Genomic DNA, 8,709 nt, shown 5'->3' with positions numbered 1-8,709 from the left:
ACGGTCGCGGTGTTGCAGGCGACGATCAGCGCGTCGGGCCGGTGCGCGACCGCGGCCCGCGCGCACTCCAGCGCCCGTCCGGTCACGTCGTCCGCGCCGCGCGGACCCCACGGCATTCCCTCGGGGTCGGACGAGAGCACCAGATCCGCGTCCACCCGCAGCCGCCGTACGGCCGCCGCCGCCGCGAGCAGTCCGATCCCGGAGTCCACCAGTGCGATCTTCACCCCGCCACTCTAGCGACGCTCCCCACCCCGCCACCGCGTCGCCACCTCCGAGCCGCACACACCCCGATGCCGGGAGACCGGGCCCCGCACTGCCGGAGCCGTCGCCGCGCGGACGTCGGCGGTCGGGCGGGCGGTCCGATCGGTTTCGGGGAGGGCGGGGCGGGGCGCGCCGGGCGGCGGGGGGTGGGTGCGGCAGACTGCGGGGCGTGACGGTGTTGATGGTGATCGCAGGGGTGTCGTTGCTGGCCTGGGTGTGGCTGGTGGTGGGGCAGGGGGGATTCTGGCGGACCGATGTGCGGCTGCCGCGCCGTGGCGCGCTGGACGAGTGGCCGTCGATCGCGATCGTCGTGCCCGCGCGGGACGAGGCGGAGGTGATCGGGGTGAGTCTGCCGTCGCTGCTGGCGCAGGAGTATCCGGGGCACGCCGAGGTCTTCCTGATCGACGACGGCAGCACCGACGGCACCGGCGAACTGGCCCGCGAGCTGCACGACCGGCACGGAGGTCTGCCGCTGACCGTCTCCTCGCCCGGCGAGCCGCCGCCCGGCTGGACGGGCAAGCTGTGGGCGGTACGGCACGGCATCACGCTGGCCGCCGAGCGCAGCGGCCCCGACTACCTGCTGCTGACGGACGCCGACATCGCCCACCGGCCGGACAGTCTGCGCGAGTTGACGGCCGCAGCGGTCTCCTGCGACCTCGACATGGTCTCGCTCATGGCGCGGCTGCGCGTGGAGACGGGCTGGGAGCGGCTGATCGTCCCGGCCTTCGTGTACTTCTTCGCGCAGCTCTACCCCTTCCGCTGGATCAACAAGACCCGCTCCCGTACGGCCGCCGCCGCGGGCGGCTGCGTGCTGATCCGGGCGTCGGCCGTGGCCGCCGCCCGGGTGCCGGACTCGATCCGGCAGTCGGTGATCGACGACGTGGCGCTCGCCCGCGCGGTGAAGCGTTCGGGCGGCAGGATCTGGCTCGGGCTCGCCGAACGCGTGGACAGCGTGCGGCCCTACCCGGACCTGGGCGAGCTGTGGCGGATGGTCTCGCGCAGCGCGTACGCGCAACTCCGGCACAATCCGGCGGTGTTGCTCGGCACGGTGCTCGGCCTCGCGCTGATCTATCTGGTGCCGCCGGTCGCGGCGGTCGGCGGCGCTATCGCCGGGGCGTGGCCGCTGTGCGCACTGGGGCTCGCCGCGTGGGCGGCGATGGCGGCCAGTTACGTACCGATGCTGCGGTACTACGGGCAGCCGTGGTGGCTGGCGCCGACCCTGCCGTACACGGCGGCGCTGTATCTGCTGATGACCGTCGACTCGGCGGTGGAGCACTACCGCGGCCGGGGCGCGGCCTGGAAGGGCCGCACCTACGCGCGGCCCGACACCTCCGTCTAGAGCGCGTCGGCTTCCAGCCCCTCGGCACGGAGCCCCTCGACACGGAGCCCATCGACACGGAGCCCATCGACACGGAGCCGTCGGGACGCGCGCCAAGTCCGTTCAGCCACGCCTCACTTGCGGCCCGGCGTCCAGTTGAGACCCCAGCCGTACGCGTAGTCCGTCGTGCGCTGCGGGCTCACGCCGCGCCTGGGCACCAGATACCGCGCCTCGCGCCGTACGACGAGGTCGTCGCCCTCGCGGACCAGCAGCGCGAGGGCGCAGACGTTGGACTGCACGGTGCACTCGTCGAGGACGAAGTCGACCGGGGCGCCGTACTGCGGCTGGAGCGTGACGGTGGCGTGCAGTCCCGCGAAGCTGCGGGCGCCCTCGTAGATCGTGACGAAGACGAGGATCCGCCGGAAGTGGGCGGTGTGGTCGAGGTTGACGGTCAGATTCTCGCCGGACGCGCTGCCGCCGGTGCGGTCGTCGCCGTCGAGCAGGATGAACGGCGGCTGGTACAGCGAGCCGAAGGCGTTGCCGAGGGCCTGCACAACACCCTTGCTGCCGTCGGAGAGTTCGAAGAGCGCGCACAGGTCGAGGTCGACGCCGCCGCCCTTGTGGAACCGCCCGCCGCCGCGCGCCGGGTCGACCCGCCAGCTCAGATTGACCCGCAACGCGCCCGTGGTGCCGCCCTGTTTGGTGAGCGAGACCACCGGCGCGTCCTTGGTGAGCGTGACCTTGGACAGCCGTACGGGCGCGGGCGCCGAAGCCGGAGCGGGCGGCGCCATCGCAGCGGGCGGTACGGCATGTACGACGACGGTCGGCTCCGGAGCGACGGCACGCGTCGCCTCACGCGGAGGCTCGGGTACGGGATCGGGATCGGGAACAGGCTCGGGATCGGGAACAGGCTCGGGCACCACATCCGGCAGCCGCTCCGGCAGTTGATCCGCCCGCAGCCCGTACGCGGCGCCCAGCCCCGCGAGCCCGGAGCCGTACCCCTGCCCGACCGCCCGGAATTTCCAGCCGCCGCCGCGCCGGTAACACTCGCCGAGTACGTACGCCGTCTCCGCCGTCGCGCCCTCGCAGTCGAAGCGCGCGACCTCCGCTCCCCCCTCGGTGACGCGCAGCCGCAGTCCGGGGATCCGGCCGAAGGTGCCGCCGTCGGAGCGGGCGACGACCAGCACGGAGGTGACGGCCGTTTCGACGGACGTGAGGTCAACCGAAAGAGTGTCGGTGACCGTGCCCGCGGCCGGGTCCGGATCCGGCGTTCCACCGGCCGCGTAGCGCACCGCGCCGGAGGGGTGCACGGGCGCCGCGGCGTGCACCAGATCGTCCGCATCGCGGGCCCCGGTGTCCGCCACGAGCAGCGCGCAGACGTCGGCGCGCGGGATGCCCGTCCCCGCCCGCCTGGTGAATTCCACCTGGAGGACCGCCGTGGGCAGCGGCATGTTCTCGCCCTTGCGCAGCGTCATCGGATGCCCCCTCGCACCTGCGCCGAGACGCCCGGTAACACCAAGGACGCACGGCTTTTACCTGATCACATCATGAGACGCTGACCGTTTTCCCCGGATTCGCTCATATTGGGGACAGGACCGCGCAACACGCAGCGCAAACAACCCGCTAATCGGTCTCCCCAACGACCACATCGTGGGCTTAACTTATGGCTCATGAGCTCCCCCCGCGGTTCTTATGGTGGCGGCTACAGCGGCTACTACCCCTCGTCCTCGTCCTTCCCGGACACCCCGATCTACGACAGCCTCGTGGCCGAGCGAGGCACACCGCAGATCGCCCCCATCCGCGTGCCGTCCTACACCCCGTACGAGACAGGCACCGGATACAGCGGCTACCCCGGCAGCAACCTTCCCGCGCTGCCCGCACTCCCGGCTCTGCCGTCGGGGCCGTCGGCCCCCTCGCCGCAGTACACCCAGCCGCAGCCCGCCGCGCAGAACGGCTACCCGACACCCGCGTACCAGCCGCCGCCCGCGCCGTACATCCCGCAGCAGACCGCCGCTCCGCGCGGCGGCTTCAACGGCGGAAGCGCGTTCAACGGTGGGAACGCCTTCAACGGCGGCGGGTCCGGCGCCGGCGCCTTCAACGGCGGCTACAACGGGACGGGCACCGGCAACGGTTACAGCAACGGCGGCGGGTACCCGGCGCAGCCGCCGCAGCCCTCCCCCTCCGGCTACGAGGCCGCGCGGCCGGTGCCGCCGCGTCCCGTACCGCCGCGGCAGGTGCCCGGTGGCCACCCGGAGGAGCAGTACCCGCGGCGCAACCTCGGCCAGGGTGTTCCCCCGGCCGCCGGAGGCGGTTACTACCAGGGCTGATCAGGTACCTCCTGGGCCGATCGGCCCGGCGCGTGGGCTGGCAGGATGGCGGTATGACCTCGACCGTCCTCAGCGCGCTGCACATCTACCCGGTCAAGTCGCTGCGTGGAATCAGCATGCGGACGGCGGTCGTGGAGCCGTGGGGGCTCGCCGCTGACCGCCGTTGGATGCTGGTCGACCGCGAGCGGGGCAAGGCCGTGACACAGCGGGAACAGCCGCGTATGGCGCTGCTGGCCGCCGAGCCCGTGGGGGGTGGCGGTCTGCGGCTGACCGGTCCCGGGCTGCCGCCGCTCGATGTCGCGGTGCCGGAGCCGGGCCCGCTGGAGACGGTGACGCTCTTCGCCCACAAGATCGAGGTCGTGCCCGCGGGGCAGGCGGCCGACGACTGGTTCAGCGGGTATCTCGGCCGCCCGGTGCGGCTGACGCACATGGACGACCCCTCGCTTCGGCGGCCGGTCGACCCCGGTTTCTCCGCGCCGGGCGACATGGTCAGCCTCGCCGACGGCTTTCCGCTGCTGGTGACCACGACCGCCTCGCTCGCCGCCCTCAACTCGCTGATCGCGCGGGGCGACCGGGCCGAGGAGGGCCCGCTGCCGATGAACCGCTTCAGGCCGAACGCGGTCGTGGACGGCACCGAGGCGTGGGCCGAGGACGACTGGCGGCGGGTACGGATCGGCGAGGTCACCTTCCGCGTCCCCAAGCCCTGCGGGCGGTGCGTGATCACCACCACCGACCAGGGCAGCGCCGGGCGAGGCAAGGAGCCGCTGCACACTCTCGGCAAGTACCGCAGGATCGGTTCGAGTCTCGTTTTCGGCCAGAATCTGATCCCCGAGAACCCCGGAACCCTACGGGTCGGCGACCCGTTGACCATCGTGGAGTAACGCGTCGCCGCGGCACTCCCGCGACCCCCGCGGATCCACACGCATGAGTCGCGCCGATTGCGGTAGTTGAACGGGTGTGAAGGGGGTTCCGTCCATGAATCGCCAGAGTCGGCAGAGTCAGCGCACAAGGCTCAGGAAGCTCGGCTGGCGGTGGCGGCGCAATCCGCTGCGGCGCCGCTCCGATCTCGTCGAGGCGTGGCTCGGTGTGGCCACCGTGGTGCTGCTCTGTGCGACCCCCGCGCTCGGCTGGTGGGCGGGCAGTTCGGTGGACCGGGCCCTCCAGCGGGTGGTGCGCACCGAGAACGCGCAGCGGCGGCTGGTCCCCGCCACCGTACTGGATCCGCCGGACACGACGACGCCCGTGGTCGCCGACAAGGTCGGCACCGCCGATCCGCGCCGCGGCGATCTGCTGCGCTGGAAGTCCCCGGACGGCAGATCCGTCTACAGCGCGACGGTGCCCGGCGACATCGAGGTCTGGCGCAAGGGCGGTATCTGGCTGTGGACGGACCGCTCGGGCGAACTGGTCGCACCACCGCTGGATTCGGCCACCGCCGCCACGCACTCCGTACTGGCGGGCACCGCGGCCGCGACGTCCGCTGCCGGATTCCTGATGATCGTACGGCAGTTGGTGATGTGGCGGCTGATGAGCCGTCGGCTGACGAGCTGGGAGCGGGACTGGGCCCGCGTCGGCCAGGACTGGGGCCGCGCGGGAGCAGGCGGCTGAGCGGCGCGAGGACCGGGCGGGACCGCGGGCGGACCGGTGTTCGTCAACAGGCGCCTTCCGCGCACGCTACGGTTGGTCCCCGGTCAGCAGATGCAAGAGGTGGGGGCACAGCAGCCCGATGGCACATGGCGTGGTCCAGGTGACCAATCCGAACAGCTCGCGGTGGCGCCGCCGCACGGGCGAGTACGAGTCGCTGGCCGCCGCGGTCGAAGCGGCGGCGGACGGTGACATCCTCTCGGTGAGCTCAGGCACCTACCGGGAGAATCTGGTGCTGGACCGCGAGGTGACACTGCGCTGCGCCGACGGCGCCGGGACGGTACGGATCGCCCCGGCCTCGGGCGTGGCGCTGACCGTACGGGCCGCCGCGACCGTCCAGGACCTCGTGGTGGAGGGCCAGGACATCTCGGCCGCCGCGCTGCTCGTCGAGGCGTGCGCGCCCGAGTTGACGGGCCTGCGGATCAACACCCGTTCCGCTGTCGGCCTCGAAGTGCGCGACGGCGCCCGGCCCACGGTGCGGCAGTGCACGGTGGACAATCCCGGCGGCCTCGGGATCAGCGTGCTGGACTCCGCGGGCGGGCTGTTCGAGGAGTGCGAGGTGGTCGCCGCGGGCCAGAGCGGGATCGCGGTGCGCGGCGGGGCCGCGCCGCGTCTCGAGCGCTGCCGGGTGCACAACACCTCGGGCTCCGGCCTCTCGGTGACCGGCGAGGGCAGCGCCCTGGAGGCGGTGGGCTGCGAGGTCTACGAGATCCGCGGCAGCGGTGTGCAGGTCTCCGCGCGCGCCTCCGCGCACTTCACCGACTGCCAGGTGCACCGCACGACCGGCGACGGGATCTCGCTGGACACCGACGGGGTGCTGGCGATGGCGGACTGCGACATCCACGACATCCCGGAGAACGCGGTCGACCTGCGGGCGCGTTCTGTGCTGACGCTGACCCGCTGCCAGGTCCGCCGCTTCGGCCGCAACGGCCTGTCGGTGTGGGACCCGGGCACCCGCGTGGACGCCAACCAGTGCGAGATCCACGACAGCACGGGCGACTACCCGGCGGTCTGGGTGAGCGACGGCGCCGTGGCCATACTGGATTCCTGCCGGGTCCACGACGTGCCGGACGCGCTCTTCGTCCTGGACCGGGGCTCGCGCGCCGATGTCGTGGACACCGACTTCTCGCAGATCCGCAACACCGCGGTGTCGGTGAGCGACGGCGCCAACGTCCAGCTCGACGACTGCCGGATCCGGGAGGCCGCCACCGGCGCCTGGTTCCGCGACCACGGCAGCGGCGGCACCCTCGCGCAGGTCACCATCGACGACACCGCGACCGGAGTGATCGTCACCAAGGGCGCCGATCCGGCGCTCGACCGCTGCACGGTCACCAACGCGGCCGAGTCCGGCATCTACGTTTCGGCCGAGGGCCGCGGCACCTTCACCGCGGTCCGGGTCACCGGCAGCCGCGGCTACGGCTTCCACATCATCGACGGCTGCCGGTCCACGCTGACCCGCTGCCGTACCGAGCGCTGCGCGCGCGGCGGTTACGAATTCGCCGAGCCGGGCCCGGTCAGCGAGGACTGCACCAGCGACCGGGCGGCGACGGAGGCCGATCCGGTGCCGGTGCCCTCGGGCGCCGCGGCCGTGCAGCAGGCCGCGGCGACACAGTCGTACGGGCTGCTCGGCGGTGTCCCTGAGCAGCGCCCGGTGGCCGAGGCCGCGCCGCCCGAGCAGGTCGCGCGGGACAGCGACGACGTGCTCGGCGACCTGGACGCGCTGGTCGGCCTGGACAGCGTCAAGCGCGAGGTGCGTACGCTGATCGACCTGATCGCGGTCGGTCGGCGCCGCCAGGAGGCGGGGCTGAAGGCGCCGTCGCTCCGCCGCCACCTGGTCTTCACCGGTTCCCCCGGCACCGGCAAGACCACGGTGGCGCGGCTGTACGGGGAGATCCTGGCGTCGCTCGGCGTGCTCCAGCGCGGCCATCTCGTCGAGGTGGCGCGGGTGGACCTGGTGGGCGAGCACATCGGTTCGACGGCGATCCGTACCCAGGAGGCGTTCGATCGGGCCCGCGGCGGTGTGCTGTTCATCGACGAGGCGTACGCGCTGGCCCCCGAGGACTCCGGGCGGGACTTCGGGCGCGAGGCGATCGACACGCTGGTGAAGCTGATGGAGGACCACCGGGACGCGGTGGTGGTGATCGTCGCCGGGTACACCGCCGAGATGGAGCGCTTCCTGGCGTCCAACCCCGGTGTGGCGTCGCGTTTCTCACGGACCATCACCTTCGGCGACTACACCGCGGAGGAGCTGCTGCGGATCGTGGAGTCGCAGGTCCTGGAGCAGGAGTACCAACTCGCGGACGACGCGGGCGAAGCGCTGCTCAAGTACTTCACGGCGATCCCGAAGGGTCCGGGGTTCGGCAACGGCCGCGCGGCCCGGCAGACGTTCGAGGCGATGGTCGAGCGGCACGCGGGACGGCTGGCGCAGGTCGAGGAACCCACCCACGAGGAGCTCCAGTTGCTCTACCCGGAGGATCTGCCGGAGCTGCCCTGAGCGGGCAGCGAGGTCGGCGCCGGGGCGGACCGCCCGGCCCGCTCCGTTCCTGACCGCGCCAACTCGGCGAGCAGCGCGGTGCGTTCCTCGGCGAATGCCGGGTCGGCCTGGAAGTCCGAGTGCCCGAGCCCCGGTTCCGGCAGCGGGTGGTAACAGACTGCGGCCGCGCAGCCGGTCGGGCCCGAAGTGGGCGGGAACCGGCGAGCGTAGAGCCGGGCCGGCGGACAGCCGGAGGTGAGCAGGGCGACGCGGGCGCGGGTGGCCGGGTCGAGCTGCCGGACCGCGGCGGTCGCCAGGACGCTGCCCTGCGAGTGGCCGGACAGGATGATCCGGCCGCCGGTGCGCCGCGTCCAGGTCTGGATCCGCCAGCTCAGGTCGGGCACCGCGCGTTCGGCGTAACAGGGCGGCGCGAAGGGGTGCGCGGCGCGCGGCCAGATCGTGCCGACGTCCCACAGGATGCCGACCGTACGGCGCGCGGAGGCGTCGCGGTACGCCCGCCGTCCCAGCGCGACCAGGGCCACCACTGCGGCGCCGACCATCCAGGAGCCGAGCGCCTGCGCGGTGCGGGCGACCGCGTCGAAGACGCCCGGCGCCCCGGCGGCGGTCTCCTCCGGCGTGCCGCCCGAGCGCAGGGCGCCCACGAGAGCCCCGGCGCCCCGGGCGAACGA

General features: G+C 73.0%; 5 protein-coding genes and 3 pseudogenes. 5 read left to right on the top strand and 3 right to left on the bottom strand.

What is annotated here, in order from left to right:
- A pseudogene (locus tag BGM09_RS36350) lies at positions 1 to 224 on the bottom strand (glutamate racemase); the annotation flags it as partial.
- Positions 225 to 442: 218 nt separating this feature from the next.
- Here BGM09_RS36350 and BGM09_RS36345 point away from each other — a divergent pair.
- On the top strand, positions 443 to 1,600 hold the full coding sequence (locus BGM09_RS36345) for a glycosyltransferase (RefSeq protein WP_188286030.1): 1,158 nt from the start codon (positions 443 to 445) through the stop codon (positions 1,598 to 1,600).
- 113 nt (positions 1,601 to 1,713) lie between these two features.
- On the opposite strand, the gene BGM09_RS36340 is transcribed toward BGM09_RS36345, so the two are convergent.
- Entirely contained in the window at positions 1,714 to 3,054 is a 1,341-nt protein-coding gene (locus BGM09_RS36340; protein ID WP_188286029.1) for a TerD family protein, read from the bottom strand.
- A gap of 195 nt (positions 3,055 to 3,249) precedes the next feature.
- Here BGM09_RS36340 and BGM09_RS39290 point away from each other — a divergent pair.
- From BGM09_RS39290 to BGM09_RS36320, 4 genes and pseudogenes are all read left to right on the top strand, one after another.
- Positions 3,250 to 3,615 (top strand): annotated as a pseudogene (locus BGM09_RS39290) (DUF6643 family protein); the annotation flags it as partial.
- Between the two features lie 344 nt (positions 3,616 to 3,959).
- Positions 3,960 to 4,787: an MOSC domain-containing protein gene (locus BGM09_RS36330; protein WP_188286027.1), complete on the top strand. Its 828-nt coding sequence runs from the start codon at positions 3,960 to 3,962 to the stop codon at positions 4,785 to 4,787.
- Between the two features lie 94 nt (positions 4,788 to 4,881).
- Positions 4,882 to 5,511 carry a hypothetical protein gene (locus tag BGM09_RS36325; RefSeq protein WP_188286026.1) on the top strand — a complete coding sequence of 210 codons (630 nt, stop codon included), beginning with the start codon at positions 4,882 to 4,884 and terminating at the stop codon, positions 5,509 to 5,511.
- 118 nt (positions 5,512 to 5,629) lie between these two features.
- Positions 5,630 to 8,041, top strand: coding sequence for a right-handed parallel beta-helix repeat-containing protein (locus BGM09_RS36320; RefSeq protein ID WP_188286025.1), 2,412 nt, complete (start codon positions 5,630 to 5,632; stop codon positions 8,039 to 8,041).
- On the opposite strand, the pseudogene BGM09_RS36315 reads toward BGM09_RS36320, so the two are convergent.
- Positions 8,011 to 8,709: pseudogene (locus BGM09_RS36315) on the bottom strand (hypothetical protein); the annotation flags it as partial. The gene BGM09_RS36320 and the pseudogene BGM09_RS36315 sit on opposite strands and share 31 nt — an antisense overlap.

The sequence above is a fragment of the Streptomyces sp. CBMA29 genome, from assembly GCF_014596445.1.
Taxonomy (GTDB): domain Bacteria; phylum Actinomycetota; class Actinomycetes; order Streptomycetales; family Streptomycetaceae; genus Actinacidiphila.
The sequence above is the reverse complement of the archived record's forward strand: the minus strand, read 5'-3'. Positions and strand labels throughout refer to the sequence as shown.

Excerpts from the sequence above, each read along its gene's own strand:
- BGM09_RS36340 (WP_188286029.1), bottom strand. The coding sequence starts at position 3,054 with ATGACGCTGCGCAAGGGCGAGAACATGCCGCTGCCCACGGCGGTCCTC.
- BGM09_RS36345 (WP_188286030.1), top strand. The coding sequence starts at position 443 with ATGGTGATCGCAGGGGTGTCGTTGCTGGCCTGGGTGTGGCTGGTGGTG.
- BGM09_RS36330 (WP_188286027.1), top strand. The coding sequence starts at position 3,960 with ATGACCTCGACCGTCCTCAGCGCGCTGCACATCTACCCGGTCAAGTCG.
- BGM09_RS36325 (WP_188286026.1), top strand. The coding sequence starts at position 4,882 with ATGAATCGCCAGAGTCGGCAGAGTCAGCGCACAAGGCTCAGGAAGCTC.
- BGM09_RS36320 (WP_188286025.1), top strand. The coding sequence starts at position 5,630 with ATGGCACATGGCGTGGTCCAGGTGACCAATCCGAACAGCTCGCGGTGG.